Genomic DNA, 26775 nt, shown 5'->3' with positions numbered 1-26775 from the left:
AGTCGGCTAGGAGGTCGCAGGTGTAGTAAAAAATGGAGCGGGGTCCCTACCCTCCTACACAAGCCGCTTCACCAAGAGACTCGGCGCGGTGATCCTCCCCACCTGCCTCGGCCCGAATAGGAAGTGGAGGGCGTAGGGCTCCAGCTCCACCTCGTAGACGAAGCTGGGCACCCGCCTAACAGGCGACTCTGTCCACCTAGCCAGGTGGGGGTCCTCCTCAAGCCTCCCCCTCCACCAGGGGTTTAAAAAATCCACGGAATCCCCAATTCCAACATGTTTAAGAACTTTGGAATTTCAAATTCCAAAATGTTTAAGTGCTGGATATGGCGCGCCAGAAGTCCAGTTCGTACCTCTGTATCGTCCTGGCCACGAAGCGGTAGCGCCCCCAGTCGAGATACCTCTCCGCCACGGCCTCCGCCGCCGCCTCCAGCTCGTCGTAAGGCCCGGCGAACATCTCTAGAAAGCCCAGCTTGGAGTAGACCTGCCCCCTGGCCCACCTCGCCAGCGCCGCGCAGTTCTCGCCCCAGACGGGGAGGTTCACCGTCATGGCAACGGCGAGGTCCCCCAAGGTGCCGTGCAGAGCGAGCCAGCTCAAGAAGTGGGTGTAGGAGACCGCCGACGGGTCGACGGCGTCCCAGCTGAAGGTCACCCCCACCTCCTCCGCCAGCTCCCGCAACAGCTCCAAGGCTCTGTAGTCCCCGTCTACCAGCAACTTGACGAGGCGGTATTCGTCCCCCTCCCTCGCCTTGGACATGGCCGCGGACAGCGCCTTCAAGTCGTGGGGCACTATGTAGAGCTAATTAGCCACTAACCTGCGAAGGGCCTCCCCACTGGGCTTGAGGGTAGCCAGGATCTCTCTATTAAGCGGCTCCAGCTCCCTCCTAATAGCCTCAATGACCCTCATACGCCGCCTGCCAAAACTCCAGCTCGTAGAGAGACGCCTCCCGGAAGTAGGGCCACAGCTCGTCGGGGTGCCTCCCCGAGCGGTCCAGCACGGCCTTAAGCCTCTCCACGAGGGCTCTGTACTCTGGGGAGAGGTAGACGGAGGCCCAGCGCCTGTAGACGGCGACCGGGTTCCCCTCCAGCTTCTCCCGGTGGGCCTCGGCTATCTCCAGGTAGCTCCAGAAGCAGGTCAGAACCGCCGCCATGCAGCTGTAGAAGTCTTCCAAGGCGCAGACAGACTTGAGATACGACATATACGCCTTGTTTACCCTATTAGGCTCTGCCGCCTCGGCGTCTCTCAGCGTAAGCCCCACCTCCGCCAGCAACCTCTCGTAGTTAGCCATCTCCCCCGTCACTGTGCCGTAGGCCAGCTCAAGCGCCGTCTTCATAAGCGACACGTCGGGCGCCTTGGCCGCGGCGAGGGAAAGCGCCTTGGCGAAGTTAACCAAGTAGTTGTAGTCCTGGAGCAGGTAGTACCTAAACTTCTCCAGCGGCAGAGACCCCCCGTACAGCTCCACGACAAAGGGATGCGCCAAAATCCTCCCCCAGACATCACCAGCCCTCCTCCTCAACTCAGCCGACGACATAAGACATTTATCCCCTGAATATAAAAACGTTATTACACTGATTTATTTAGGGGACGTGTCACCTCCGTGGGCCTGGAGGACTGGTTTGAGAGAGGAATTTCATTTATGAAAATGGCTTACATAGCACTGCGCTCGGGGGTTTACAACTTGGCATGTTTCAACGCACACCAAGCGCTGGAGATGTTTTTAAAAGGCCTTATCGTAGACGCCACCGGCTCCCACCCCTTTACCCACAGCATTACAGAGCTACTGGAGGTGTTGAAAAAGCTGGGGAGGGAGGTGCCGGAGGAGCTTTTTAGAGAGGCTGAGTGGATGGAGCCCCACTACATACTCGCCCGCTACCCCGCCAGGGGGGTGAAGCCCTACACGGAGGGCACCGCCAAGAGGTGCATAGCGGCAATGGAATTGATAGTGAGCCTAGTAGAGCGCTGGTCCGGGCGGGAGATACCTAGAGGAGGCTAGAGCCGGCGTATTTCACACGCCGTGGGCTATATATACGGGTGGTGTGTGTGGATCTGTGGTTAAGATTGAGGTTTTTGTAGAAAGGGTGAGGGAGTACCCCGAGAGATTTTCCCACTGCATATCTTCAATAGTGGAGCGGTACGGGGGCCGCGTCTCGGTTCTACTATTCGGCTCTAGGGCGGCGGGGAGGCACGGCGCCGCAAGCGACTTCGACATAATAGTGGTACTGCCGAGGTACGAGGACTACTTCGAGGAGGCGGCGGAGATTAGGAGAATGTGCAGAGGGGTACCCCTAGACCTGCTTCTCTACTCACTGGGGGAATTCGCCGTAGACGGCGTATTGGCGAAGATGTTGGAAAACTGCCTCGCGCTGTTCGACGGCCTCCGCCTCGGAATCTGCCGTCAGGCGGAGCCTGGCGGCACGATCCAGCGGTCTACGTAGCGGTCTAGGTTCTGGAGCACCACTATGCGGCTCGGCTCGTCGTCGTCCATGTAGACAAAGCGGGCCCCCAGCCTCTCCAGCTCCCCCAGCAGTTTGCGGCTCCACTCCTTAACCTCCTCGTGGCTGAGCATGTCCTCCTTCCTCAGCCTAAAGGTGGAGTGGCCGAGGTGCATGTAGCTCTTCACCTCCACGAAGTGGGGGTTGCCCCGCTTCACAATCTGGGCGAACTCCGGTATGTACCTATCGTCGTAGTTGAGGCTCCTGATCAGGGTGATGCGGAGCACAGTCCTCGTGGGGGCCTTGGCGATTATGTCTAGAGACTCCAGCCACCTTTCCCAGGCGTCCTCCACGTTGTAAACCGGCACGTTTATCCTGTAGTACAGCTCCCTGTTCGGCGCGTTTGTGGAGAGGTAGAGCTGGGTGGGCAGGGCGTCCTCCTCAATAAGCCTCCTCAGCATGTCGGGGTGCTGTCCGTTTGTGACGAGAAATACAGACTTGGTGTGGGGAAGCGACTTCACCAGCTTAATCAACTGGGGCAGTTTTGGATACATAGTGGGCTCCCCCGAGAGGGAGATGGCCCAGTGGGTGGGCGCCAGCGCGTCTTTCACTCTCTTACGCCCCTCGGGGTGGCCCCAGTAGCCCGAGAGGAGGCGCCTCCTCTCCTCCAGCACCCCCCTCACCACCTCCTCAGGCTCCATGTACAACCTCTCGTCGAGGACAAAGGCGTCGAACTCCTCGGTGGGCCTCCAGCAGTAGACACAGCGGTTGCTACAGACAAGCCCCACCGGGCTCATCTCCACACACCTGTGGGACCCCCCAGCCGGGGCGTTGTAGAACTTCACCTTGTAGCAAGACTTACCCCCCTCAACGGCGTCCTTGGTCCACTTGCAGAGCTCCACCGCGGCGTGGCCAACGAAGCCGTAGTGCCGCTCCACCAGGGCCCTCCCGGCGGAGGCCCTAATCCTAAGCCTAGGCCCCTCCAGCACGTGGTACCGCCCCAGCGCCACGTCTTCACAAGACACGTAAAACCCCCGTTGCCACTATATAAAGTTAAAAAAGGCCGCAGTCCACGAGAGCCTTCAGAATTCTAAAGGTGAGGCCCCAGATAACCCAGCTCCCAGCAACATATGCGTAGCGCCCCATCCACTCCTCCTCAGCAAGCTCCTCCCTCGCCACCCACCTCGCCTCGGCAACCTCCCGGGGGTTGGGCCTCACCTCCCCCTCCCACCTGTCGAAGACGAAGGGGACCACCTTGAGCCAAGGCGCGTTTTTCGGGCTCTGCGGCGCCATGACCCCCACAAGCCCTGTGGGCCTAACCCCCACCTCCTCCTCCACCTCCCTAACCGCCGTCTGGAGCAGATCCTCCCCCTCCCTCCAGCGGCCCCCCGGGAAGGCCACCTGTCCAGACCAGGGGTCCCCCTCCCTGCTCACCCGCCTAATTAGCAAAATCCGGCCTCTGTCCAGCAACACCCCCACAGCAGCCCAGTCCGGACCCCCCGACGGCCACGTCTTTGAAAGACACACCCACATAAAGAAGGGGTGTTTATAAGAATGTGGCGTTAAAGCTAAAATACGGGGGCGTAGATTTCAATGGCGATGAGGACGACTTGCCCCCTATCGAGCGGTGAGAACTATTCCGCGGACTGAGCCAACGTCGTGAATACACGCCGTGAACACCGCCCTCGGAGGCGTTCACCACGTCAAGCCGGCCGTTCACCACGTCGGGGAAACAAATTCCTTTAAACCACGGCAGATACGGGGGGTCATGCAAGGGAAATACCTAATAATAGCCGCGGTGGCGGTGTTGCTCGCCGCGGGCCTATCCGCGGCGGCCACTACAAACTCCACAACTACAAACTCCACAGCCACCGTGTCGAACGGCACGGTGTACGTGGTGACGCCCTCCGGCACGATACACATCGTCTACAAGACAAACGGCACGATGCTCGTCCTAAACTACAATAATAAGACTATTAATGTAAATCTGAAGACAGTTGTCTACAACGGCACCACCGCCTACTACATACACGTTGTGGGCCACGCCGTGGGTCAGTTCAACGCCTCCAGCTCGGTGAAGCAGATATACGAGGCCCTTAAGGCCGGCAACACCACCAAAGCCATGCAACTACTGAAGCAACTTGCGCAGTACGTCGCCACAAACAACGCCACGAAGAAGGCCGAGCTGAACGTAATGGTCGCCGCCAAGGCCCTCAACGGCACATCCCCCAACGCCACAGCCCTAAAAGCCAAGATAGAATACGAAATAGAGAGAAGAGCCAAGGCCCTCAACGGCACCTCCAGCGAGCTCGAGGTAAAGGCCCACGTAAGAGACCTCGCCCAGATGGCCACATTCCTGAGACAGGTGGCTAAGCAGATAGAGCCCATAGATCCGCAGACGGCGGCGCAGCTGACAAAAGCCGCCGCCTACGTGGCAAATCTCACGTCAACGCTCAAAAAGGCTGAGCTATACCTAGGCAACGGCACCTACATAGAAATAAAGAAAACGGGACAAGGCTACGCAGTAGAGGTAGAGGTAAAGAAAGGAAAAGTCCACAAAGACAGCCACGATGAAAAAGACGAAAAGGCGAAAGATGAGAAGAAGGAGGACAAGGGCGTAAAGGAGGAGAAGAAGGAGGAAAAGTCAGATAAGAGCGAGAAGAACGAAGAGAAGAAGTCGGGTGGCGGCGACAAGAAGAAGGACAAGGAGAAGAAGGATAAGAAGGGTAAGTAGGGGGCGAAACTTTGAAATAGGTTTTTTCCGGCTCCCCCGTGTTCTGGGCAGTTCTAATCTTTGCCAACGGGACAGCCCTCCTCCTATTCAACCAGACCTTAGTGGGCACTCTCTACAACCTCACCCTCCCAGCCCCGCCCCTATCCGCCCCCGTGGTTTACAACAACATGACCCCGGTCCCCGCCGTGCTCGCCGGCGACGTCTTGACGGTGCCAGTCCTCGGCTACGCCTTGATAACGGTAAAGTACGTCCCCCGGACTAGGGTCGTCGACGGCACACTCGCCTTCAACGTCACAGAGGGCTACTACGTCATATGGGCAGAGCGAGGCGTGCTCCTCCTCCCTACACTCCAAATCATCAACTACACCCTTGACAAAAACGCACTCGTAGTAATAGCCAAAGGCCCCGGCACCGTCGCCTACACACTACAAGGCCGAGGCCAAACCCCCACCACCACAGCAACCACATCACCAGCCCCCACCCCGGCCACCACTACCACAGCCATGACCACCACAACAGCGATCACGACGACAACGCTGACGCCTGCACAAGCCCAGCAGACCGGAGCCGGCCCCTCCACAACATCCACCACACAGACGTCGCAGCCTCCCCCAGCCGCAACAAGCTCCACAGCCCAGAGCCCGGGCCCCACCGCCAGCGCCGCTCCTTCTGGAGGCGGCCCGCCGCCTGGCTTCGACTGGGTTCCCGTAGCCGCGGCAGGTGTAGCGGCGGCGGCCGCCGCGGGTGTGGGATACGCCGTGTTGAGGAATAGAGGCAAGAAGTCGGGCGGCGACCTCAACGAGACGGATAGCGCCGTGCTGGAGTACGTCAGGCGCACCGGCGGGGTTTACGAGGCGGAGATAGCTAGGGCGCTGGGCCTCCCACGTACCACAGTCTTCAAGGCCGTGAGGAGGCTGGAGAGGGAGGGGCTTGTGGAGGTGGAGAAGAGAGACGGCCGGAACTACGTCAAGCCTAAGTAAACCTGTGGAGGGGCACAGATTTTACAACTGATGAGGTACGGCTTACTCCAGCGCCGCGGTGCCTCCCTTCAACACTCCGTAGTTTGTGACGATCCACCTATTCTTCACCTGCCTAATGACGACGGTCTTGGCGCCCTGCTCGGCGCAGACCGCCTTCTTAAGCGCTACGGAGACCACGTCTTTCTTAACTGACTGGACCACGCCGAACACGGTGGCGGGGCCTACCGCCACCAGCACCACCTCCCCCTGCTTAAGCGGCTCCACCTTCTCCCCCACAGCCCTGGGTATGGGCTTCGTATCGATCTCCACCGCGGTCCAGACGGGGGGGAGCGTGCCGGGCTTCCCCACCACTGCGCCGGCCAGGGCGTCTGCCTTTGTGAGCGCCGGGTCGAGGCCGGTCATTATGCCCACCAGCCCCCCGGGCCTCGCCTCCTCCACCTTGTACCCGCTGTACTCGATGCTAAGCACCTTTGTGTATATAGGCTGGTATCCGGGCTTGGGCTTGTCCACCTTCAGCCCCGGCCTCAGCTCGATCTCGTCGCCGACGCGCAACACCCCCTGCAGTAGCGTCCCGCCCAGGACCCCGCCCCTCAGCTTCTCCGGCGGGGTGCCCGGCGGGTTGACGTTGAAGCTACGCAGGACGGAGAACCGCGCCGGCTTCCCCAGCTCAGCCTCGCGCCTCGGCACGGACTTCGCGATGTAGGTGGCGAGGACGTCTATATTTACCCTGTGGAGCGCCGAGATGGGCACCACCTTGGCCTTCTCAGCCCACGTCCCCTTTAGAAAGTTTCTAATCTGCTCGTAGTTTTCAAGGGCCTTCTCCCTAGTCACCAGGTCAATTTTGTTCTGGGCCACCACCATGTGCCTCACCCCGATGATGTCGAGCACGGCGAAGTGCTCCGCCGTCTGGGGCTGCGGCGCGGGCTGGGATGCGTCCACCACGAGGAGGGCCCCGTCGACGACGGCGGCGCCGGATACCATGGTGGCTACAAGCACCTCGTGGCCGGGGACGTCCAGAAGGGAGACGCGGCGGATTAGCTTCGGCTCCCCGCCCCCCGGGCACTTACCCTCTTGGAGAATACCGTCGCTGTAGTAGTACTCCTCGCCGCAGTCGTAAATCCCCACCTGGGTGTAGCCAAGCTTTATAGTCATGGCCTTCTTAACCTCCTCGCTGTGCCTCATAACCCAGACCCCCGATAGGGCGTAGGTGGTCTGCGTCTTCCCGTGGTCCACGTGCCCCGCGGTGGAGACTATGGCGTCTGGGTAGACGAAAGCCATGCCGCCACCTACGGCAACGTTTATATACTTAACGCGCCTCGGCATACACAACACTTAATATATATACTGGCTGGAAGAGAAACATGTGACCGTCGTGAGGCTGGAGAAGCTCCGCAAGGTCTTCGACAACCGCGTCGTGGCTGTAGACGACGTAGATCTCACGGTGAACGACGGCGAGATCCTCGCAGTCCTGGGGCCCTCCGGTTGCGGCAAGACCACGCTCCTCCGCCTCGTCGCCGGGCTGGAGGAGCCCACCTCCGGCCGTATATACTTCGACAACCGCGACGTCACCCACCTCCCCACGCAACAGAGAAACACCGCCGTGGTGCCCCAGACCTGGGCGCTGTGGCCCCACATGACGGTGTTTGAAAACGTGGCGTACGGCCTCCGCCTCATGAAGAAAAAGGGCAAGAAGATGACGGAGGCGGAGATAAAGAGGAGGGTGGGGGAGGTGCTGGAGCTTGTGGACCTCTCGGGGCTGGAGGAGAGGAAGCCCTTCCAGCTCTCCGGAGGGCAGCAACAGAGGGTGGCCCTCGCCAGGGCCCTGGTGGTTCAGCCCGAGGTGCTCCTCCTAGACGAGCCCCTGGCCAACCTCGACGCGAAGCTGAGGGTGGAGCTCAGAGAGGAGGTGAGGAGGATAGCCAAGAAGCTCTCCATAACCACGATATACGTCACCCACGACCAGGAGGAGGCCTTCGCAGTTGCCGACAGAATAGCCGTCATGAACGCCGGGAGGGTCATGCAGGTGGGGACACCTGAGGAGATCTACCACAAGCCGGCCAACCTATTCGTCGCCACCTTCGTCGGCCGCTCCAACGTCCTTAAGGGCCGCGTCGTGGAGCAGAGGGGGGAGGCCGCCGTCGTCGACGCCGGCTTCCCCATACACGCAGCCACCCCCCACAAGCTGGCCCCCGGCGACGAGGTCACCTTGGTGATTAGGCCGGAGGACGTCTACGTAGGCGGGGGGCGCCTGAGGTGCGAGCTGATGGACGTGGTCTTCCTCGGCAGGTACTACCAAACCACTCTGAACTGCGGAGGAGTCGTCCTCAAGGCAGAGGGCCCGAAGCCCCCGGCGGCCCCCGGCGAGGGGGTGGCGGTGGAGATAGCGCGGGCCTGGGCCTTCAAGACATGAACCTCATAAAGCTCTCCACGGGGGCTGGCTACCTATACCTCACCATCCTGCTGGTAGCCCCCCTGCTCTTCATCTTCTGGCAGGTCCTCGCCGGCATAGCCGAGATCTATACATCAATTACAGACCCCTTCTACCTAAACCCCACCCCCGGCGCCTTTAGAGACGCCGTGTTTATAAGACCCACAGACCCCCCGACGGTGGTCATCAGAGGGCCCGACATGGGCGTCATCCTCAACAGCCTCTGGGTAGCCCTAACAGTGGCCGCCGCCGACGTGGCCCTGGGGTTCGTCCTAGCCTACGTCCTCGCCAAGTACGTCTTCCCCGGCAGGACGCTTCTGGGGTTGCTCGCAACGATCCCGCTGATAGTTATGCCCTTCGCCACGGCGTATGTGGTGAGGAAGTTCCTCGACCCCAGGTGGGGCACCCTCAACTGGCTCCTCCACGACGTCCTCGGGCTCCCCTTCAAGATAGAGGTTTCGGGGCTGGCGGCGGTGGCGGCTGTGCAGATGCTCATGTACCTCCCCATAGCCTACCTCAACATATACGCCGCCCTAACCCGGGTGGACCCCACCCTCGAAGAGGTGGCTAACAACCTAGGCGCCGGCGAGGGGAGGGCTGTCCGCGACGTGGTGCTCCCCCTCTCCACGCCGGGCCTCGCCGCCGCCTTCGTCCTCGTCTTCATATTCGCCATAGACGACGTGGCCGCCCCCATAATATTCCAAGACGACCCAGCCGCCCGTAAGCTACTCTCCTACCAGGTCTACTCCAAATTCCTCGACCAGATAAGAGGCCAGATTAGCCCAACCGCCGCCTTCCTCGCCCTGATACTGCTGTCCATATCCATCGCCTCGTTCCTCGCCGTGAGGAGGTACGTCGGGCTTAGGCAGTACGCTATGCTCATCCGCCAGCTGAGGCCGAGGACCTACACCCCAGGCCCCCTCGGCAAACTCGCCATCTACCTAGTCGCCTTCCCGCTGGTCCTCACCGCCGCCGCCCCCCTCATCGGCGCCGTGGCTCTGGTGTTCGCCGACAGGTGGACCACCTCGCCGCTACCGGAGGGCCTCAGCCCCGCCAACGCCGCGGAGAGGCTGGAGGGGGTTTTCCAAAACCAGCTCTTCCTCCGCGGCATACTCAACACTCTGTACTACGGCGTAGCCGCCACGCTGATCATGACTGCGGTGGGGCTCTTCATAGCTATCGCCGCCGCCCGCTCCAGAGGCCCCTTCGCAGACGCCCTAGACGCCCTCGCCACCATGCCCATAGCCATACCCGGGCTGGTGGTGGCCTATGCCTACTTCCTCACCTCATTTCAGGTGACCACGTGGCTGAAGGCCGCAGGCGCCCCCCAGCTAGCCGCCGTCCTCGACCCCATCGCCCACCCCGAGCTCTACCTTGTGCTGGGATACTCCGTGAGGAAGCTACCCTTCGTCGTGAGGAGCATATACGCCGGGCTCCAGCAGATACACACCTCCATGGAGGAGGTGGCCATGAACCTAGGCGCAGGCTACCTCGGCGTACTCCACAAGATTTTGATACCACTCCTCAAGACCAACATCCTCAGCGGCGCCTTGATAGGCTTCGTCTACGTCACCAGCGAGGTATCCCTCAGCATAACCCTGGGAGTCCTCAAGGGGGTGGGGAGAGACACCGCCATGCCCATAACAGCCTTCATGAGAGAGCGGTTCGAAAGCGGGCTATACGGCGTACAAGACGCCGCAACCCTCGGCCTCATACTAGTCGCAATACAGATAGCAGCGATAACCCTAACCACGAGGGTACTAAAAACAAGATACGGATTCGTCTTATAGGAGTAAAATTTTTAAATACAAAAAAAGGATCTTATGCCCAAATTACCTCAGTACTGTTATAATGCAGTCTATAGCTACAGTATAAATGCCTATTTAGAATGGCCATGAAAAATGTAATAATATTCTCAAGCGTAGTATTAGTTATTGCCATACTGGCGGTTGTTGCTATCATACAAACGGGCTTAACAACAGCGCCAGATCGCCAATCAGCTCCACAACACAACACAGCCGCAACAACATCGGCTCCTCAACAAAATACGCATACCAACTCAGCAACTTACCAGAACACTCCCCCCGCGGTCACAGAGACAGCTTCAAGAGCTACAGAAACGGGGCAGAAGCTGGCGCCACCGCAATCAGCTACCTCACAGAGAGGGGGCGAAAATTCTACGAGAGCTGGAAACAGAACCGACTGGGGGTCCTACACATTATTCGTTGAATCCATCGCGTACGATGGCTTGGAGAGGGTGTACATCGGCGTGAGGGCTGTGGAGATGGACTACTTCAAGAAACCTAAGAGAAACGACACAGTCGTGAAGATCTACGGAGTGCTAGACGACGAGGCCCGGAGGGAGTTTCTCTCCTATGTAAACTCGTCGGCTGGGGTCGTGGAGAGGGTGAGGCGAGATCCAGAGTTCCTCGCCCCAGGTGACGTGGACGAGTTGGTAGACGTATTAAGGGCTAAGATTCCAATACGCGGTGTATACTACGCATGGCGTATCGAATACGCAACGCTGGTCGCGGGAAGAAATGAGACCACGGCGTGGGGCCCCGTTGCGGATCTACTCGTGCTAGACGACGCGGATTTTGTAAAACTCGGCCGGGAGCACCTCGGTATAGAGGTTGACCCGTGTAGCAACACAATTCTACTCCCCTCCGACTACGGTAGCTTCTTCAAAAACCGCCAGGTTGTGGAGGCCTTCGTTCCTCTGGGGTGGTACGGCGTCTCTAAAAACACGGCAAGAGCATTTCTACACGCTAACATGCAGTTGAGAGTAGAGGTGCTTAAAATCGGCATGTCCGGCGACGCCGTGGGCTTCATCGGGCGTTGCTTCGCCGAGAGCTTCACCGATCTACCACCTGACCGCTCATATGTCGTAATTGAGGCGCCGGAGAAAACCGCCAGTTACATTAACAGAAAACTCTACGAGTTACGCTATACAAAAGCCCTAGAGCGCCTGGCCGCCGACAAAAACGCCACACGCTACATAAAGTATTATGAAGACTCTCTAGAGAGGATTCGTAAAGAGATAAAAACAATGGAGGTTGAGCTGGGGATTAGCTAAACCTCACTTACCTTTTTCAACAACTCCGCTATTTGCCTCACCCTCTCTTTGTAAGGAGACACTTTCTCTGGATCAGACACGGCCAGGTCTGAGAGGTACATAGCCCAGCTCTCGATCTCCTCCACAATCTCCCCCACGCTCCTCGGCGCCCCCAGCCTCGGCCCCCTCAGCCACGGAATCAGCTTCACAGCCCCCCTCCCAGACTCCGTAAGCTCGTACCTCCCGTCGGACCTCCTCCTGACAAGCCCCTCGGCCTCCAGCTGCTTCAGGAGCGGGTAGACGGAGCCGGGAGACGGCCTCCAGAAGCCCCAGGTGACGTCCTCCACAGCCCTTATAATCTCAGCCCCGTTCATAGCCTTGTCCGAGACTAGCCACAGAACCACCTCCCGGAGGCCCCTCCTTCCGATAAACGCCCACGGAGGCGGGCCCATGAGTCTACGAACAGCCGTCTTTATAAACATTTCTCTTCCGATATCGAAAACGAGCCTTTTACCCGCCGAGACCAGCGCCTCCATGAACCACTCCAAAACCAGGCATTTAAAAAATTTCGTTTCCGATATCGGAAAATACGTTACTACTCCACCGCGGCGCAGCCCCCGCTGCCCTCAGCGGGCTCCACCACCACCGCCGTGCCGTAGGCAATGATTTCATCCATATTTTCACTAATTTCATTGCTCTCCAGCCGGAAGCTCACCACGGCGTTGGCCCCCATCTCCCTCGCGTGCATCACCATCCGCTCGATAGCCTCTCTCCTCGCCTGCTCCGCAAGCTCCGTAAATTCGTCAATCTCCCCACCAAAAATCGACCTAAGCCCAGCAATTATAGTAGCCCCAAGTCCCCTCGACCTCGCCGTCACCCCCACAGCCACCCCCAGCACCTTAACCACCCTGTACCCCGGCACGTACGGCGTCGTCACGACAATCACATCACCCTCCCTAATCGCCATGTCCCCCACACCCCTAGGCAATATATCTCTTACCCCCAGGCGCACCTCACCTCTCCGAAGCCCTCCGCCTCCCCGTAGCCCCGGGGGAGCCTCAGCGACTTCACAAACCCCGCCACCCGGCCGCAGGCCTCCCTCCTGCACACAAAGTCGAAGTTCTCCACCCCCAGCTTGTAGAAGTAGAGGCCGTGCCTCTCCGCGGCGTGGCGCACCGTGACTGTGTAGTCAGCCGACCCCTCGGCCACCCGCCTAGCCGCCTCCTCGTGGGTCGCGGCCACGTCCCAGTACCCCGGCACCTCCCACGGCGCAACCCCCAGCTCGGCCAGCAACCTGTCGATGTGTACCCTGGTCCCGGCACCCGGCGGCCTGTTGACGATCCTCAGCCCGCGGAGCTCCGGCAGACGCTTAATAGGCCTCCTCGACGCCACCCCCACCTCCCTCGTGAAGCCCGCGACGAGGCAGAGATGCGGCGCGTACCGCGAGACAAACCCCCAGTTGTCCCCCAGGTGCACGCCGCCGAAGTGCGCCAACCCAGAGGCCACCAGGAGGAGGCCTTGCATAGAGCCCACGAAGTACGCCTCCCCCCCGCCCAGGGCCCCCTCCACCACCGGGTCGTGGCTACCCGCGTATATGAAGTCGGAGAGCCCCAGCACAATCCCCCGCCTCCCAGCCTCGGCCAGGTAGAGGCGGAGGACCCGCCGCCCCTCCTCAGTGAGCCTAGCCCCGCCCCTCCGGCTCGCCGCCACCAGCCGCGCGCCGAGAAGGCGCTCCCCCCGGGCGATCTTGTTCCACACGCTGGAGTACGGCACCCCCAGCCTCTCAGCCGCCCCCTTGATAGACCCCCACAGGTCAACCGCGAGCAGACACCTAAAGAAGTCGGCCCCCAGCTCCCCGCCCCCCACCACCAGCTTCAAATCAGCTCTAAACTCCATGAATACTTAAAAAACCAGTAGATAAAACGTACACATGTCCAAAATTGGATATCTAATAACCGCAGTTGTGATAGCCATAATCGCCGGTGCCGCCGCCCACCTCCTAACCACGCCCCCCGCGGCGACCCCCACTCCCCCCGCCACTACGCCAAAAGCCGCGCAGACCCCCACGGCAGCGACCACGCAGACCACACAGACAGCGACGACCTCCCAGAAGGTCGTCCTCTACATGGCCACCACCACCAGCGTAAAAGACACGGGGCTTCTAGACGTCTTGATCCCAGACTTCGAAAAGTGGGCCAGGTCCAGGGGCTACGACATAGAGGTTAGGTACACCGCGGTGGGGACCGGCCAGGCCCTCCTAATGGCCGTCCGGGGAGATGTGGACGTGGTTATTGTACACGCCCCCAGCCTGGAGAAGCAGTACTTGGAGAACGGCACCCTGAAGTGCAGAGACGTGATAGCCTACAACTTCTTCATCATCGTCGGCCCGAAGGACGACCCCGCCGGAGCCAGGGGGCTCACCGCCGTGGAGGCCTTCAAGAAGATCACCGAGGCCAAGGCCCCCTTCGTCTCCCGCGGCGACAAGTCCGGGACCCACATAATGGAGCTTTCCCTCTGGAAGAAGGCAATTGGGAGGGAGCCCGACCCGGCCAAAGACACGTGGTACATCTCAGCCGGCGCCGGCATGGGCCAGACCCTCCTCCTTGCCAACGAGAAGAGGGCCTACACACTGTCTGACACCGGGACCTGGCTGAGGTACAGAGGCAAGCTACCCCAGCTAGACGTCATAGTGGCGGCGGCGCCGGACCTCATCAACATATACAGCTTCGAAATCGTCAAGCCTTCCCCCGCCGCCAAGCTAATGGCCCAGTACATGCTAACCAGGGGCCTCGAGGTCATCGGCAACTTGACCATCGCCGGGACGCCCCTCTTCACCCCAATAAACAAAGCCGACCCCAAAGCCATGGAGTGGATAAAACCCGCCATCTTCGGACCCAGCTGTGTCAGCTGAAGTAGCCGGCATAGTCCTAAACACCCTCTACGTCTCCACAACACCCGTTATTATAGCCGCGGCGCTGGGCACCCCACTCGCCGCCTGGCTACACATAAGAGGCGGGAGGGCCGCCGCGGCGCTTAAGGCCCTCTTCAACGGCTTCGTCGGCATGCCGACGGTCCTCCTCGGCCTCCTCCTCTACCTCCTGCTGGCGAGGACGGGCCCCCTGGGGAGCCTCCAGCTGCTCTACACCCTAGACGCGGTGGTCATCGGCCACACCGTGCTGATCCTCCCCCTCTACCTCTCCTTCGCCCTCACGGCGCTTGCGGGCGTCGACCCCAGGCTGAGGGAGGTGGCCGACATGTTCCGCTTCTCCCTGTGGCGCACCGCCGCTCTGCACGTCAGAGAGGCCGCCGCGGGCCTCGCCGCCGCCGTCGCCGCGTCGTACGGGAGGGCCGTTGGGGAGCTGGGCATCGCCTTGATGCTGGGCGGCGACATCAGGTACCGCACGAGGGTCCTCACCACCGCCATTGCCCACGAAACCATGCTGGGCAACTGGGACGCGGCGATTCAGCTGGGCGTGATACTGCTGGCCATCTCGCTGGCTGTCAGCGCCGCCGTGACGGCGCTGGGCTTTAGATACAGGGGATGATTAGGGCCGTCGACCTCGGCAAGAGGTACGGGGACTACGTGTTCCGCCACGTCAACGTGGAGCTACCCGAGAGGGGGCTGGTGGCGCTGGTGGGGCCCAACGGCTCAGGCAAGACAACCCTCCTAAAAATATTCGCAATGCTCACCGAGCCCACAGAGGGCGAGGTCTACATAATGGGCACGCCGTGGCGCGAGGCGAGGGCAAGACACCGCGGCGACGTCCTCTACAGCCACCAGGAGCCCCTCGTCTATTCCGGCACCGTGGAGGACAACCTCGTATGCAACGACGGCGACGTGGTGGACGCCCTCGGCCTCAGACCCCTCCTCAGACACAAGGCCAAGTCCCTCTCCGGCGGCTATAAAAAGCTCGTCACAGTAGCCCGCGTCCTCGCCTGCAGACCCAAAGCCGCCCTGCTGGACGAGCCCACCGCCTACCTAGACCCAGAGAAGAGGAGGCGCCTCCTGGACTACGTCGCGCAGTACGCAAAAAAGGCGCTGGTGGTGTGGACAACCCACTACCCCCCAGAGGCGGAGAACTCAGACGCGCTTTACGAAATGCGGGACGGCGCCCTTAGGCGGGTGCGGTAGGTTGCGCCTTCGGCGTCCACTCAGACCCCTCCTTATATGCAATCATCTCCACAATGTAAGCCGCGATGCTCACAATTCCCCCAAGCGCCGCCAGACCCACCGCCGGGCCTGGCGCGGCGAAGCCATAGGGCCTTGAATACGTAAGGATGTAGAGGTAGTAGGCCGCGTAGAACACCAGCCCCACAAGTGCGAGGACAAAGGCAATGTTGAAAAGGTTAATGCCGGTGTAGCGGTAGAGCCCCCTCAGCAGAGCCAGCCGCGCCACCAGCACCGCGAAACCCACCGCAAAGGCCGCCGCCAGCAAGGCCATGACCGCGACGCCAGCCGCCAAGGCCCCCAAGATGTCCCCTCTGAACAACACAGCCGGCGCAGAGACAACCACCACGCCGATTATCGCCGCCATGAGTATCAGCGTAATCACAGGCCCCCAAGCCAGCAACCAAGCCACCTTAAACCCCAGACGGTACAGAGCCATAAACCCCCTGAAGTGATACCTAAAAAAGATAACCAAGACACCAACCGTAAACAACACAACCACAGCTATAAACGCCGCGAGGAACCCCCAGAAGTCGAACCCTCTCCCATGCAACGCCGACCAAACCGCCGACATCACCATGGCGTATAAAACAGCCACCATCGCCAACCCAGCCCCAATCACATAAATCAACATGTAGAGATACCCCCTAAACAACACCCCCATAGCTTCCCGAAACTCCATAAAACAAAAAACGATTGCTATTTTAAGTTTGTGGCGCTACTTCAACTCCTCCTCAGTCCTCCTACGCTTAACCGCTAAGTCAAACACAACCCAGTTCCTATACCACTCCTCATTAACCCTCTTCAACTCCGTGAGAATAAGCCGCGTCAACTCCCTCGCCGTCACGTTCTCGCTGTCCATAACAGCGCACTCCACCTTCCTAGCCACCCTACGCGCAACGTCCACAGGAGCCCCCGCCTTGAGAACACTCACCACAATCTTCTCAGGAATAAACTCCTCAACCCGCCCATCCCTCTTAACCACCTTAACCATGTATACTGCTAGTCAGAAATATAAAAGAGGAGACCCGCGGCGCCTGGCCGTCGGCGCCGATTTCGCCGGCGGCGCCAGACGGGGAGGCCCGCCCAGCGCAGCCGGCTTATCCCCACACGCCACAAGCGGTGGAAGCCGTGGATGGGGGGACCACCCACAGCCCCAGCCGCCTGCGGCTAGGCCTGGGGGCGGCTAGACGCCGCGGGTTAATATCAAAACTACTCAAATTATTAACAGTGGTGTGATATTACCAGAATATTATACACCATTTCTCGACATGTGTAAAACAGTGGTATATAAATTTTACAGAGATGGAACCCCGCCGGCGCCCGATCCGGGCATCGACGTCTTGGCGCGGCGTGCGCCGCGGTTACGAGGCAAATCTGTACACCATACAGAACTTCATATACAATATTAATTGTTAAATATTTTATTAAATTGATACATGTAAATTAAATTTATAAAGGTATTTCAGCAAGTCGCTATGGTAGATAGGGGAGCCCTCTCGGCTAGGATGTGGAGGCATATAATGCCCACCGTGTGGGTTGCCTACCTCCTCGCCTTCATAGACAGGGTAAACATCGGGATAGCCAGCCTCGGCATGAAGCAGAGCCTCGGCCTCACAGACGCCGACCTCGGCCTCGCCGCGGGCATCTTCTTCATCGGCTACTTCATACTCGAGATCCCCGGCACATACATAGCCCTTACGGAATAACCTTCTGATCCCCCCAGGTTCTAAAAGCCCTCACAGGCGGCAACCCCGTGGTGGCGGGCCTCCTAAACGCCGCGCTGTACCTCACAGCCTTCGCCGCCATGGTGGCCGTCGGCTGGTCCTCAGACAGGTCCGGAGAGCGCTTCCTCCACTCAACCGCCGCGCTCCTAGCCGGCGCCATCGGCCTAGCCGCAGTAGCCCCCCTCGCCCCCACCCCCCAGCTCGCCTTCGCCGCGCTCGTCCTCTCCGCCGCTGGGATATACGCCTTCTACCCACCCTTCTGGCCAATACCCCAGCGCATGCTCGCCGGAGTCGCCAGAGCCGTCGCCGTCGGCCTAATAAACTCAGTCGGCAACCTCGGCGGCTTCGCCGGCCCCTACATCGTCGGCTACCTCAACACAATAGCCAACTCCACATACGCCGGCCTCATATACCTGTCGGGGTCCGCTTCACTGTCAAGCGCCCTGTTGCTAGCCGCCCGCCGCTACGTACTACGCCGGCACTCCAGTTAACCCCCCGACGAGCTCCCACAGCCGTTACATCCGGCAGGCGGCACCCCCACCCCTCAAGATATAAAAACGCGCAGATATAGAGACGTGGACACGGCCCTCGCCAAGCCGTGGAGAGACCTCGACGCCTACATACAGGCAAGGCTGGAGGAGGCCCGGGCAGAGCTGAGGCTAGCCCTCACGCTGATGACAGAGGGCTACACTAGAAACGCCGCGGGCAAGCTCTTCCAAGCCTACAAGTCGTATCTAGCCGCCGCCGCGGGGAGGAGAAAGGCGGAGCTAGCCCCCCGCTTCAAAAACATAGACAAAATCATAGCGCACATGCCCACGAGGGCAATCCCCGAAGTATCAGCCGCCCTAGGCATGGAGAAGGAGGGCTACGTCGCCCTCGCCCTCCACCAGTACCAGCACAGCGGCCCAGACCCCGAGGGGGTGATGTCCATATACCCAAGCCGCGAGGCGGCCGCCCGCGACTTCTGCTGGCTCGCCGCCAGGCTCTGCCAGGCGCTGAAATGCGACGAAGCCCTCTACGCAGAGGCATGCGGAAAATACCAAGTGCAGAGCGCCTAAGCAAGGCCCTAGGCATTCACAACTGCGCGAAGATACAGACGCCCCCCACGCGGGGCGCCAAGCCGCTCCCCGCACCTGGGAGCTGACGAGCGACATGCGATGTACAGACGCCCCCTGTGAGCACCATCGGTATGAAGCTATGCACTTATCGAGATGTTGATACTAAGGACAAAAACTACGCCTAGAGGCTTAGGCGGCTAGGATGACAATGCCGAGCTCCCCGGCGAGGAAGTCGCTGATCAGCACCTCGTCTATGTAGGGATTCACCAAGATGTTCACCCAGGCCCCTCCACCTCAAGCTCCGCCCCGCCTCGATATAGACAAGCTCAACCTCGCCGCCGCCGGTATCCGCCGACACAACCCTCGCCGACTTCGGCGGCCACAGCCCAAGCGCCTTCGCAACCTCCACGGGCACAGCCACGTCTGGGGCGGAGGACTCAAAGCCCGTGTTCACAAGCGCGGAGGTCGCGACCTCTCTGCCCCCGGCCCTAAGCCTTACCCTCACCCTCAACGCCATAGAAAACCCCCAACCCCCTTCACCCTGAGATACCCAATCTTAATGTGGGGCCTCCTAGCCTCTCTATACGCCCTCAGCAGAAGCTCCACCTCCCTCGGAAGCTCCTCCACAGACAAAAGCAATCCCTATTTATAAACTTAACCAAACACGCCGCCGGGCAACGCCCATCCGCGCTCGCAGATCCACCCGCCGAACGCAACCAGCGGCGTTGCAGTACGAAAACCCGGCAAACAGGCGCAACACCAAGCCCCGGCGCGTTACACGCAAGCAACGCCGAGTGCAGAGCCGCGTCGGCGCGCTTACAGAAGAGCCCGAAGACCCGCCCGCGGAGATGCCCAACGCCGGGCCTTTGAAGCATCACTAAGACGAAGCTCAGCCCAGCCCGAACGGAGAAACCAAGCGACAGCCTACGCAACGCGGCGAGGGGACGCGCATAAGAGCCAGACGCGGGTCAGGGGCACGCGAGGATCCGCCGGGAGGCTCCACCGCCCATGTGGAGACGCCGCAGGCGCGGCGCCCGAGGCGAGGAGGACAGGTCGGAGAATACGCGGAACACCGCGCCGAGCCCAGACGCCCCACACCCCCGCAACCACCCCAGGCGGGGGCGCGGGCCGCCGGCTCAGACAGCCCAGATCCCCCCCCGGCGGCTACGTATTTCCGCAGACGCCGCCCCTGGGGATGCGTAGCTAGAGGATTTCAATCCGCCGGTTGTTCAACAGCTTGCTCGCGTAGTCGATAAGCTCGCCGTCGTTTACGATGACTATAATCCCACCGCGCCGCGTCGTCTTGTACTCAAGCTTCCGCACGAGAATGCCGCTGATCCTCACCACCCGGCCTTCCTCCACAGCCCTCTTGATCTCCTCAAGCTTCTTCAGATAAACCTCCCGCACACCCGCGTCAGCCGCAGAAGCCGCCTCCGTTTTTTTCACACCCACATAAAAAACAGCTCTATAAAACCTTTACATCGGCCGAGCCCCGAGCGCACCGCCCCGGCGCAACCCACGCGCCGACAGCCTCCGGCCAACCGCCCCGACCAGCCGCACAGCCACGCCGCAGCACCCGCAGACACCAGCCGCGCCCACGCCCAGACAAGCCCGCACGCCGCCGGCGCCGGGCCTCTGCGCCTCTGACCTGGCATCTGCCGCCCCCCAATTCACGCTTCTCGACCTCCAGCTGAGGGAGAGCGACCGGAGAGAAAGCCGACCTCTTTGACTACCAGTCAGCGGGACCACGGCGGGGAGGAGATCGTCGTCACTAATACATCGTTAAGGGGGACCATCATCACTAGCAACTTTTCGATTTCCAGCTAGATGAACTTTCACGGCGGACACACACGTTTCAACTATCCTTTTGATTTCTGGTCACCTCAGACCTCTCGCGTGACATCGACAGTATCTCGTCGATGTTTCAACTATCTTTTGATTTCTGGGAAGCCCGCCTTCCTGGTGGCCCACACGCCCGACATGGCCAGCCGGTTTCAACTATCTTTTGATTTCTGGACTGCGGCTTACGCCCCCCAGCCATAGAGCCGCTTACATCGGTTTCAACTATCTTTTGATTTCTGGTTTGAGTTGCGGGGAGGCGTCATAGCGTACATGTTGAATAGTTAGTTTCAACTATCTTTTGATTTCTGGTCAGGCTGCACATGTTTAGGCTCCAAGACGTGTCGCATACAGGTTTCAACTATCTTTTGATTTCTGGTATGTCCATAGTTGCGAATGCGACCGCGCCAGGCACGCTGGTTTCAACTATCTTTTGATTTCTGGAGAGGGTAGTCAAGACGCCGCGTGGTTGCCTCAGACTCTACGTTTCAACTATCTTTTGATTTCTGGATTGGTCCTCCCGGAACGGCAAAGACAATGCAAGTTATGGAGCTGTTTCAACTATCTTTTGATTTCTGGAGAGTATGTAGAGCCCCTTGTGGACAGGGTTCGACGCCTCCGTTTGTTTCAACTATCTTTTGATTTCTGGACCGTCTCGATAGCCTTGTTCACCTCGCCCCACAGCTCCTCGAGTTTCAACTATCTTTTGATTTCTGGTATGCCCCGTCGAAGACGGAGTGTTGGGCGCACACGCAGACATGTTTCAACTATCTTTTGATTTCTGGGGGGGGGGGGGGAGTGGGTTAAGATAACGGAGTACGCGTGGTTCATCCTTGTTTCAACTATCTTTTGATTTCTGGTTCGGAAGTTCTGCTACTCACAACCAGAGATATAGATCTAGTTTCAACTATCTTTTGATTTCTGGTAAGGATCCACTGAAGCGTCCAGGCTTTCGGAAACTAATTAGAGTTTCAACTATCTTTTGATTTCTGGTGGGCATCGCGTGGGCGGCCCCGCCTCTGTGAAAGTTTCAACTATCTTTTGATTTCTGGCTGGCGCTCGCCGGGCTTCTTGGGCTGTTAGACCCAGTGGTTTCAACTATCTTTTGATTTCTGTGTCGATTTCAGTCCCCTGGTCCTGGGAGGAGTTCCTCAGCAGTTTCAACTATCTTTTGATTTCTGCGTGGGGAGGTACGGCGCGGTGTACCTCCCGTCGGTGTACTACTAGTTTCAACTATCTTTTGATTTCTGGGAGCATTCTACGGCCTAGGAACCGCGCTTACATACGTGGGGTGGTTTCAACTATCTTTTGATTTCTGCTTGAGAAGATGAGCACAGAGGAAATCGCGCTACTGCTCTTGTCGTTTCAACTATCTTTTGATTTCTGGGCTGGTTTTGATGGTTTTTGTGGGTTTTTAAGTTTTTCGTCTGCTTTTTGTCTCTTCGGTGGACGCTGTTTTGCCGCGTTTTACATTCATATATTCCGCTGTTCGGCCTGGCCGTGCGCCATTCTTCGCAGTGGCGGCGGGCCGAATGTTTAAGAGACGCCGAGACCCAACGCCATTCTTCGCCACGCCGGGCGGTTTCATTTACAAATTTCTATGTAGGCATATTGTTTTGTCTATGGTGCTCTTCTGTTCGCGGCATTTGCGTTTTAGCGTAGTGTCAAGAGGCGCCGCGGTCGGGTAAGGCGGGGCCTGCCCGGAGGCGGCCCGGGGCTGGAGGTGCGGTGTAGAGAGGGGCTGGTCGGTTGGGAGGGAAAAAATAAAAATTGGGTTTGGGGGTGTTGTATGCGGGTTTTGGTGGCTTCGCTGGGCTTCTCCTACCACCACGTAATGGCTGTGGCTAATAGATGCAGGCCGGAGAAGATTGTACTGGCCACAGTTAATCCGGAGGTGGACCGCGTGAAGAACGCCGTCGACGAGGTGGCGCTTTACGGAAAGGCGCTGGGAGTCGCTGTCGAGGTCGAGAGGCTCGACCCAAGCGACTTCTGGCAGTGCGTGGGGGAGGCGGCGCGGCTCTTCGCAGGCGACGACGAGTCGACGTGGGCGGGGGCGTGAGGGCCCTGTCGCTGTGCCTCTTCACGGCGGCGTTGCTCGCGGTGTACATCCTAGACGCAAAGCTGAGGGCCGTCTACACAATGGCGGAGCACTCGGAGAGGGTCGTCGAGGTGGACCTCAGGCCGGTTCTCTACGTGAGGAGCCTCAGAGACTCCCGCTCCAGCGCCAAGAGAAGCTTTCTGGCGGAGCTGGCCTCCGCCGGGGAGGCGGAGCTGGAGAGGTACGAAAAGAGGTTGCTTAGGGAATTCGCCGAGTACGGCATGTCGGACGGGACCTCCCTCACCAGCGCCGGCGCCGCCTTTTCCAAAATACTCTCGCTGTGGGAGGCCAGGCGTTTACAACTGCGGAGATTGCCTCGTCGATGAGGGCGAGGGCTTCCCAGGTCCTTATTCTCCACCTCGGGCTGTCCCGGCAGCGCTCCGCCACGTAACGCGCCGCGGCCAGCGCCCTGGCCACTGTATACGCCAGCCTCCTCACGTCAACCAGCCTGGGGGCTAGGCGCCTAATCCGCAGAGCGGCGGAGAGGGGGTCTGAGAGGTTGCCCAGATAGACAGTGTCCCTCGGCCGCCACCCCAGCTTCACGTAGAGCCTCAACCCCAGAATCCACATGTAGCCAGAGACGCCGCCGATATCGACCCTGCCTATGTATAGGTACATATGGCTCTGTACTGGCAGTAGGCGCATTTGGGGCTCCTCCTCGGGGGCGGCGGCGGGCCCTCCACCACCTCAGCCGCCTTTGCCAGCAACCGCTCAGCCGCTTTAAGCTCGGCGGGGGTCACCTGGAGGCTCCTCAGCCTCTCTCCATACGCCAGCACCCCCCTTGTGACTGCGTAGCCCGCCGCCTTCACGAGGTAGGCCTCTGCGTACAGCTGCCACTTGTGCTCGGGCCGGGGGGCGCCGGTCTTTATCTCGACGGGGACCGCAGACTTCCTCACGACGAGGAGGTCCACGACGCCGTGCGCCCACCCCGCGTCTATGTACACAGGCCTCGGCTCTCCCCCCAGCGCCGCGGCGAGCCTCCGCCTCAGCTCCGGCTCGGCGGATTTCCCCGCCCTCATGGAGGGGGTGACGGGGACGCCGTGTCTCTTAGAGAGCCAGAGGTAGCGGGGGCAGTACTCCAGCTCCAGCACGTCCCAGGGCGTGGGTCTATACGACGAGGGTCTGTACATACCTGGGCGGCTTGAGGGGGGCGTATGGGGGAGCCCCCAGCTCCAGCGCCTTGTCCAGCGAGTCGTCGGGGACCGGGATTAGGGCCACGTGCCCCGTCTTGACGTGTCTAGACAAGACGTGGAGGAGGTCCTGCGCCCTGCCTCTGGGGAGCCTCCCCACGAAGAAGCTCCTCTGCACCCGCACGAAGCCCCACGCCTGCAGAATGGCGGCTGCCTTGGCCCTCTCCCCGTCGTCTTGTATGTCGTAGACGGCGAGCCAGATCACAGCCTGTGCGGCTGGTAGCTGCTCCTCCCCTCTAGGTGGGCCACCGCCTGGGCCACCTGCCTCGCTATAACAGGCTCAAGCCTCAGGGAGAGCCACCTCTCCACAAGAGCCGCCCGCGCCTCCCGCTTCAAAACCCCGCCGTCAAGCCAGTCAAGCCCCGGCCTCATCTTCAAAACCATGAGATCTACGTGGGGGCGGAACTCCTCCATCAAGTCCAGCACCAGGGAGGGCCTCCCCGACCTGTCGGCGTGGAGGTAGCCGGCGTAGGGGTCGAGGCCGTGGATCACCACCTGCCTCCACACCGCGTATCTGAGGATGCCGTATCCGTAGTTAAGCGCGAGGTTGAAGGGATCCCCGCCCTGGGGGTCTCTGGACGGCACGCCGAAGGCCTCCGACACGGCCCCCCAGTAGATGGAGGCGGCGGAGCCCTCCAGCCCCAGGACGCACTGCGGGTCGCCGCACGCGAGGACCCGGGGGGCCAGCCCAGCTACTTTGGAGGCGGCGTCGGCCAGCAGGCGGTAGCTCTCCCTCCTCCACGCGCCGAGCCTCCTAAGCGCCGCGGCTTGGTTCACCACCTTGCCGTACACCGCCAGCTTTGCTAGCTCGAAGCCCCTCCCCGTGAGGTAGGCCTCGTACTGGGCCCTTCTGTGCGACACCGTGCCGTTTGCCTCCGGGGGGAACAGCCTCGCCGCCGGCTCGCCCCTCCCGTCGAAAAACACCACGTCGACGAAATGCCTCGCCAAGGCCCTAACCAGGCGGGAGGATATGGAGACGCCCCCCGTGAGTATCCACACCCTGTCCACCTGATGGAGGGGCACCGACTGCTCCCCGCCGCCCCTCTTCCTAACCACAAGGGCGCCCCTCCTGTAGCCCAGCGAAACCCCCCAGTCCTTAACCACCACCTCCATGGCAGTGCCTCCAGAAGGGGCACTTGTCGTCGCACCTAGGCGAGAGCCCGGGATCCGAGCCCGACGCCACCATCTCCATAAGCCTGTTCCTCTCCTCGAGGAAGTCCCTCCTGAGGCCCTCCCCCACCGCCACTGGGTACGCCCTGAGCTTCACCCCGCCGTTGAAGCTTATGTACACCAGCAAGCCGGCGTCCACCGGCACCTCCTCGTCCGCCTCCACCGCCAGGGCGTAGCCGGCGAGGGCAAGGGCGTGTCTATCGTCGGGAGGCCCCACCTTCACCTCCACCACAATATTGTGGTAGAGCGCGTCGGCCCTCACCAGCGTCAGCCCCAGCGGCCTCCCGTCCACGACGTACTCGGCGAGAAGCGGCACCGCCCTGGCGGCGAGGCTGATGGGGTCCGCCTCCGTCCTCGCCGCAATTTCGTCAACCCGCGCCGCCACCTGAACCGCCAGGTACCTCGCCAGCTCCACCCCGCGCGGATCCGGCTCGGCCCCCACGGCTGAGGCGGCCTCCCTGGCCACCTCCTCGGGGCGGAAGGCCTGCACCAGCTCCCACCCCCTCGCCGCCCCCCCCCCTCCACAAGCCTCCTCAACGCGGCGAGGCTCCTCCTAAAAACCTCGTGTATATACGCCCCGAACTTCATGGCGCCGTTCGGCTCGGCCCTCACCCTAACCACCCTCCTCAAGTAGAGATCCCGCCTAGACTCGCAGTACCCCCCAACCACGTCAGACACCGACAGCCTAACCCCCAGCGGAGGCGGCTGGACAGGCGGCTCACCCCAACGCCACCCCCTAAGCTCCTCCCCCACCTCCACCCTCAACCCCCTCACCAACCTAATCTCCCTAAACATACCCCCCTGGAAGCCCGGGCATTTAACTATTTTTACATGTCCAGAGCCCCGTTTACAAACATATAAACTTGTGCACGGCGCGGCGAAGAATGGCGTTGGGCCTCGGCGTTTTCTCAACCTCCACGTTGCTGTGCTTGCGAAGAATGGCGGCCGCCCACCCCGAAAAGAGACATATATGAATGTAAAACGCGGCAGAAAAGCGTCCACCGAAGATACAAAAAACCTACAAAAAACTTAAAAACCCACAAAAACCAACAAAACCAGCCCCAGAAATCAAAAGATAGTTGAAACGCCCTTGAAAAAAGCGTGGGTTTAGTTTATGGGACTAGGGACCAGAAATCAAAAGATAGTTGAAACGCAACAGTGTAGAAGTTGCCAAGTTGCTACTAGACGCCGGCCAGAAATCAAAAGATAGTTGAAACTCACAGCGCGGAGGTACTCCACGTCAACTGCGTTCCTTATGTCCCAGAAATCAAAAGATAGTTGAAACATATATCTGTCTGAGGCGGCTCCCCCGCTCTTTCTGGAGGTATCCAGAAATCAAAAGATAGTTGAAACCTGGGGCCAGCTAAACGCGAATTAATCTTCCTCAGGACCCCAGAAATCAAAAGATAGTTGAAACATAAACACCGGGAGGAAGCTGGGGATCCGCGTCAGGGCGTGCCCCGACCCAGAAATCAAAAGATAGTTGAAACAGCCTGAGGCTACCCGCCTTGACCCTCCTGAGCCTGGCGCCAGTCCGGAAATCAAAAGATAGTTGAAACACCATCCCTACAACGCAAGCACATGTCATAGTCGCTTAGGTACAGCCGGAAATCAAAAGATAGTTGAAACTTCTACCCCGATCACGCTCTACCGCGCAAGTGGATCGCGGCCGGAAATCAAAAGATAGTTGAAACGAGGACTGGATTCTGGAGGGGAGGCAGTTTTACGGGTACAGCGCCGGAAATCAAAAAATAGTTGAAACTACTGGCATGAGAGCTACGCGGAGTGCGTGGCAACTAAGCTACCGGAAATCAAAGGATAGTTGAAACAGAATATTGTGGGCGCAGTACGTTGGGTACCGGTGGCACTCATACCAGAAATCAAAAGATAGTTGAAAC

General features: G+C 60.0%; 33 protein-coding genes, 2 pseudogenes and 2 CRISPR repeat arrays (1 of these 37 cut by a window edge). Of the genes and pseudogenes, 15 read left to right on the top strand and 20 right to left on the bottom strand.

What is annotated here, in order from left to right; all coding sequences use genetic code 11:
- Positions 1–54 precede the first annotated feature (54 nt).
- The 3 genes from P186_RS04355 to tenA all read right to left on the bottom strand — a co-directional run bounded on the left by P186_RS04355 (position 55) and on the right by tenA (position 1529).
- Positions 55–255 (bottom strand): ATP-binding protein, encoded by a 201-nt coding sequence (locus tag P186_RS04355; RefSeq protein ID WP_014288201.1) that lies wholly within the window; start codon positions 253–255, stop codon positions 55–57.
- A gap of 55 nt (positions 256–310) precedes the next feature.
- On the bottom strand, positions 311–787 hold the full coding sequence (locus P186_RS04350) for a thiaminase II/PqqC family protein (RefSeq protein ID WP_014288200.1): 477 nt from the start codon (positions 785–787) through the stop codon (positions 311–313).
- Positions 788–890: 103 nt separating this feature from the next.
- A complete protein-coding gene (gene tenA / locus P186_RS04345; protein WP_014288199.1) occupies positions 891–1529 on the bottom strand; it encodes a thiaminase II in 639 nt (212 codons plus the stop codon).
- 66 nt (positions 1530–1595) lie between these two features.
- Between tenA and P186_RS04340 the strand changes: the two genes are divergently transcribed.
- Entirely contained in the window at positions 1596–1991 is a 396-nt protein-coding gene (locus P186_RS04340; RefSeq protein WP_014288198.1) for a HEPN domain-containing protein, read from the top strand.
- A 55-nt stretch (positions 1992–2046) separates the two neighbouring features.
- Complete coding sequence (locus tag P186_RS04335) at positions 2047–2433, top strand: nucleotidyltransferase domain-containing protein (RefSeq protein WP_237179464.1); 387 nt, start codon at positions 2047–2049, stop codon at positions 2431–2433.
- Here P186_RS04335 and twy1 read toward each other — a convergent pair.
- Entirely contained in the window at positions 2394–3455 is a 1062-nt protein-coding gene (twy1, locus tag P186_RS04330; protein WP_014288196.1) for a 4-demethylwyosine synthase TYW1, read from the bottom strand. The genes P186_RS04335 and twy1 overlap by 40 nt on opposite strands.
- 28 nt (positions 3456–3483) lie before the next feature.
- Entirely contained in the window at positions 3484–3957 is a 474-nt protein-coding gene (locus P186_RS04325) for an NUDIX domain-containing protein (protein WP_148683156.1), read from the bottom strand.
- 241 nt (positions 3958–4198) lie between these two features.
- On the opposite strand from P186_RS04325, the gene P186_RS04320 reads away from it, so the two are divergent.
- Together P186_RS04320 and P186_RS04315 are read left to right on the top strand one after the other, a co-directional pair.
- Positions 4199–5164, top strand: coding sequence for a hypothetical protein (locus P186_RS04320; RefSeq protein WP_014288194.1), 966 nt, complete (start codon positions 4199–4201; stop codon positions 5162–5164).
- 38 nt (positions 5165–5202) lie between these two features.
- The gene (locus P186_RS04315) at positions 5203–6144 is read left to right on the top strand and encodes a helix-turn-helix transcriptional regulator (protein WP_014288193.1); all 942 of its coding nucleotides are present in this window, start codon (positions 5203–5205) and stop codon (positions 6142–6144) included.
- 42 nt (positions 6145–6186) lie between these two features.
- On the opposite strand, the gene eif2g is transcribed toward P186_RS04315, so the two are convergent.
- Entirely contained in the window at positions 6187–7422 is a 1236-nt protein-coding gene (gene eif2g, locus P186_RS04310; protein WP_148682717.1) for a translation initiation factor IF-2 subunit gamma, read from the bottom strand.
- An 85-nt stretch (positions 7423–7507) separates the two neighbouring features.
- Between eif2g and P186_RS04305 the strand changes: the two genes are divergently transcribed.
- The 3 genes from P186_RS04305 to P186_RS04295 all read left to right on the top strand — a co-directional run bounded on the left by P186_RS04305 (position 7508) and on the right by P186_RS04295 (position 11648).
- Entirely contained in the window at positions 7508–8554 is a 1047-nt protein-coding gene (locus P186_RS04305; RefSeq protein ID WP_014288191.1) for an ABC transporter ATP-binding protein, read from the top strand.
- A complete protein-coding gene (locus tag P186_RS04300) occupies positions 8551–10362 on the top strand; it encodes an ABC transporter permease (RefSeq protein ID WP_014288190.1) in 1812 nt (603 codons plus the stop codon). The genes P186_RS04305 and P186_RS04300 overlap by 4 nt, the downstream gene beginning before the upstream one ends.
- Positions 10363–10820: 458 nt before the next feature.
- Entirely contained in the window at positions 10821–11648 is an 828-nt protein-coding gene (locus P186_RS04295) for a hypothetical protein (protein ID WP_148682716.1), read from the top strand.
- Here the strand turns inward: P186_RS04295 and P186_RS04290 are convergent.
- From P186_RS04290 to P186_RS04280, 3 genes are all read right to left on the bottom strand, one after another.
- Entirely contained in the window at positions 11645–12079 is a 435-nt protein-coding gene (locus P186_RS04290; RefSeq protein ID WP_148683155.1) for a PadR family transcriptional regulator, read from the bottom strand. The genes P186_RS04295 and P186_RS04290 overlap by 4 nt on opposite strands.
- A gap of 143 nt (positions 12080–12222) precedes the next feature.
- Positions 12223–12594: a heavy metal-binding domain-containing protein gene (locus P186_RS04285; RefSeq protein ID WP_148682715.1), complete on the bottom strand. Its 372-nt coding sequence runs from the start codon at positions 12592–12594 to the stop codon at positions 12223–12225.
- A gap of 29 nt (positions 12595–12623) precedes the next feature.
- Positions 12624–13523 carry a substrate-binding domain-containing protein gene (locus P186_RS04280; RefSeq protein WP_014288186.1) on the bottom strand — a complete coding sequence of 300 codons (900 nt, stop codon included), beginning with the start codon at positions 13521–13523 and terminating at the stop codon, positions 12624–12626.
- Positions 13524–13557: 34 nt separating this feature from the next.
- Here P186_RS04280 and P186_RS04275 point away from each other — a divergent pair, with 34 nt between their 5' ends.
- From P186_RS04275 to P186_RS04265, 3 genes are read left to right on the top strand one after another with little or no spacing between them, the layout of a single operon-like run.
- The gene (locus P186_RS04275) at positions 13558–14538 is read left to right on the top strand and encodes an ABC transporter substrate-binding protein (RefSeq protein WP_014288185.1); all 981 of its coding nucleotides are present in this window, start codon (positions 13558–13560) and stop codon (positions 14536–14538) included.
- A complete protein-coding gene (locus P186_RS04270) occupies positions 14528–15172 on the top strand; it encodes an ABC transporter permease (protein WP_014288184.1) in 645 nt (214 codons plus the stop codon). Before P186_RS04275 ends, P186_RS04270 begins: the two co-directional genes overlap by 11 nt.
- The gene (locus P186_RS04265; protein WP_014288183.1) at positions 15169–15759 is read left to right on the top strand and encodes an ATP-binding cassette domain-containing protein; all 591 of its coding nucleotides are present in this window, start codon (positions 15169–15171) and stop codon (positions 15757–15759) included. Before P186_RS04270 ends, P186_RS04265 begins: the two co-directional genes overlap by 4 nt.
- Here P186_RS04265 and P186_RS04260 read toward each other — a convergent pair.
- Positions 15743–16477, bottom strand: a complete 735-nt coding sequence (locus P186_RS04260; RefSeq protein WP_148682714.1) for a hypothetical protein — start codon at positions 16475–16477, stop codon at positions 15743–15745. The genes P186_RS04265 and P186_RS04260 overlap by 17 nt on opposite strands.
- A 36-nt stretch (positions 16478–16513) precedes the next feature.
- Positions 16514–16789, bottom strand: a complete 276-nt coding sequence (locus tag P186_RS04255) for an ATP cone domain-containing protein (protein WP_014288181.1) — start codon at positions 16787–16789, stop codon at positions 16514–16516.
- 484 nt (positions 16790–17273) lie between these two features.
- Between P186_RS04255 and P186_RS04250 the strand changes: the two genes are divergently transcribed.
- The 3 genes and pseudogenes from P186_RS04250 to P186_RS04240 all read left to right on the top strand — a co-directional run bounded on the left by P186_RS04250 (position 17274) and on the right by P186_RS04240 (position 18580).
- Positions 17274–17504 (top strand): hypothetical protein, encoded by a 231-nt coding sequence (locus tag P186_RS04250; protein WP_014288179.1) that lies wholly within the window; start codon positions 17274–17276, stop codon positions 17502–17504.
- Positions 17505–17539: 35 nt separating this feature from the next.
- Positions 17540–18013, top strand: a pseudogene (locus tag P186_RS04245) (MFS transporter); the annotation flags it as partial.
- 84 nt (positions 18014–18097) lie between these two features.
- Complete coding sequence (locus tag P186_RS04240; protein ID WP_014288177.1) at positions 18098–18580, top strand: PaREP1 family protein; 483 nt, start codon at positions 18098–18100, stop codon at positions 18578–18580.
- A 181-nt stretch (positions 18581–18761) separates the two neighbouring features.
- Here the strand turns inward: P186_RS04240 and P186_RS04235 are convergent, their stop codons facing one another.
- From P186_RS04235 to P186_RS04225, 3 genes are all read right to left on the bottom strand, one after another.
- Positions 18762–19097, bottom strand: a complete 336-nt coding sequence (locus P186_RS04235; RefSeq protein WP_014288176.1) for a hypothetical protein — start codon at positions 19095–19097, stop codon at positions 18762–18764.
- 686 nt (positions 19098–19783) lie between these two features.
- A complete protein-coding gene (locus tag P186_RS04230; protein WP_148682713.1) occupies positions 19784–20026 on the bottom strand; it encodes a hypothetical protein in 243 nt (80 codons plus the stop codon).
- A 30-nt stretch (positions 20027–20056) separates the two neighbouring features.
- Positions 20057–20329 carry a hypothetical protein gene (locus tag P186_RS04225; RefSeq protein ID WP_148682712.1) on the bottom strand — a complete coding sequence of 91 codons (273 nt, stop codon included), beginning with the start codon at positions 20327–20329 and terminating at the stop codon, positions 20057–20059.
- 172 nt (positions 20330–20501) lie between these two features.
- Positions 20502–21806: direct repeats of the CRISPR family, unit length 25 nt; unit sequence GTTTCAACTATCTTTTGATTTCTGG.
- Positions 21807–22208: 402 nt separating this feature from the next.
- Here P186_RS04225 and P186_RS04220 point away from each other — a divergent pair.
- The gene (locus P186_RS04220) at positions 22209–22478 is read left to right on the top strand and encodes a hypothetical protein (protein ID WP_014288173.1); all 270 of its coding nucleotides are present in this window, start codon (positions 22209–22211) and stop codon (positions 22476–22478) included.
- Positions 22463–22843: a hypothetical protein gene (locus P186_RS04215; RefSeq protein WP_237179463.1), complete on the top strand. Its 381-nt coding sequence runs from the start codon at positions 22463–22465 to the stop codon at positions 22841–22843. The genes P186_RS04220 and P186_RS04215 overlap by 16 nt, the downstream gene beginning before the upstream one ends.
- Here the strand turns inward: P186_RS04215 and P186_RS04210 are convergent.
- From P186_RS04210 to cas4 (P186_RS14455), 6 genes and pseudogenes are all read right to left on the bottom strand, one after another.
- Positions 22758–23135: a hypothetical protein gene (locus P186_RS04210; RefSeq protein ID WP_148682711.1), complete on the bottom strand. Its 378-nt coding sequence runs from the start codon at positions 23133–23135 to the stop codon at positions 22758–22760. The genes P186_RS04215 and P186_RS04210 overlap by 86 nt on opposite strands.
- The gene (gene cas4 / locus P186_RS04205; RefSeq protein ID WP_014288171.1) at positions 23120–23647 is read right to left on the bottom strand and encodes a CRISPR-associated protein Cas4; all 528 of its coding nucleotides are present in this window, start codon (positions 23645–23647) and stop codon (positions 23120–23122) included. The genes P186_RS04210 and cas4 (P186_RS04205) overlap by 16 nt, the downstream gene beginning before the upstream one ends.
- A complete protein-coding gene (cas2, locus tag P186_RS04200) occupies positions 23625–23912 on the bottom strand; it encodes a CRISPR-associated endonuclease Cas2 (RefSeq protein ID WP_014288170.1) in 288 nt (95 codons plus the stop codon). Before cas2 ends, cas4 (P186_RS04205) begins: the two co-directional genes overlap by 23 nt.
- On the bottom strand, positions 23909–24820 hold the full coding sequence (gene cas1 / locus P186_RS04195) for a CRISPR-associated endonuclease Cas1 (RefSeq protein ID WP_014288169.1): 912 nt from the start codon (positions 24818–24820) through the stop codon (positions 23909–23911). Before cas1 ends, cas2 begins: the two co-directional genes overlap by 4 nt.
- Complete coding sequence (gene cas4a, locus P186_RS14460) at positions 24804–25343, bottom strand: type I-A CRISPR-associated protein Cas4/Csa1 (protein WP_250634616.1); 540 nt, start codon at positions 25341–25343, stop codon at positions 24804–24806. The genes cas1 and cas4a overlap by 17 nt, the downstream gene beginning before the upstream one ends.
- Positions 25344–25450: 107 nt before the next feature.
- Positions 25451–25672, bottom strand: a pseudogene (cas4, locus tag P186_RS14455) (CRISPR-associated protein Cas4); the annotation flags it as partial.
- Positions 25673–25938: 266 nt separating this feature from the next.
- A CRISPR array of direct repeats spans positions 25939–26775; the repeat unit is 25 nt; unit sequence CCAGAAATCAAAAGATAGTTGAAAC; it runs 274 nt beyond the window's last position.

It is taken from the genome of Pyrobaculum ferrireducens, from assembly GCF_000234805.1.
Lineage (GTDB): Archaea > Thermoproteota > Thermoprotei > Thermoproteales > Thermoproteaceae > Pyrobaculum > Pyrobaculum ferrireducens.
Note: the sequence above shows the minus strand (reverse complement) of the source record. Positions and strands in the feature narration are given on the sequence as shown.